Annotated in this window: 1 protein-coding gene; it reads left to right on the top strand. The window is 66.6% G+C overall.

From position 1 onward, the window contains the following. Positions 1–320: PFL_4703 family integrating conjugative element protein (locus APY03_RS26960; RefSeq protein WP_232324432.1), on the top strand; the 320-nt coding region annotated here is incomplete at both ends.

Below are 320 nucleotides of genomic sequence, written 5' to 3'. Positions count from 1 at the left end.
TCACGTTCTACGTGTTCCAGACGCTGAACCGCTGGCCGACCAATGGCGAAGAAGACTACTCGCGCAACCTCCATACGCTCTCGCCGTACCTCACCCCGTCCTGCCAGGCCTTCCTGCGGGCGGACTATGACTACCGCCGCTCCACGGGCGAGCTGCGTCAGCGCGTGCGCGGCATCTATGAGATTCCCGGCCGCGGCTATGGCGACGACCCCACGGCGCGCGTGCGCACCGTGTCCGATCGCGACTGGGTGGTGACGCTGGACATCACGGCGGACGAGTACTACGGCGCCGAGCAGGTCAAACGCGCCCTGGTGCGCTAT

Source organism: Variovorax sp. WDL1, assembly GCF_001541225.1.
Taxonomy (GTDB): domain Bacteria; phylum Pseudomonadota; class Gammaproteobacteria; order Burkholderiales; family Burkholderiaceae_C; genus Variovorax.
Note: the sequence above shows the minus strand (reverse complement) of the source record. Positions and strands in the feature narration are given on the sequence as shown.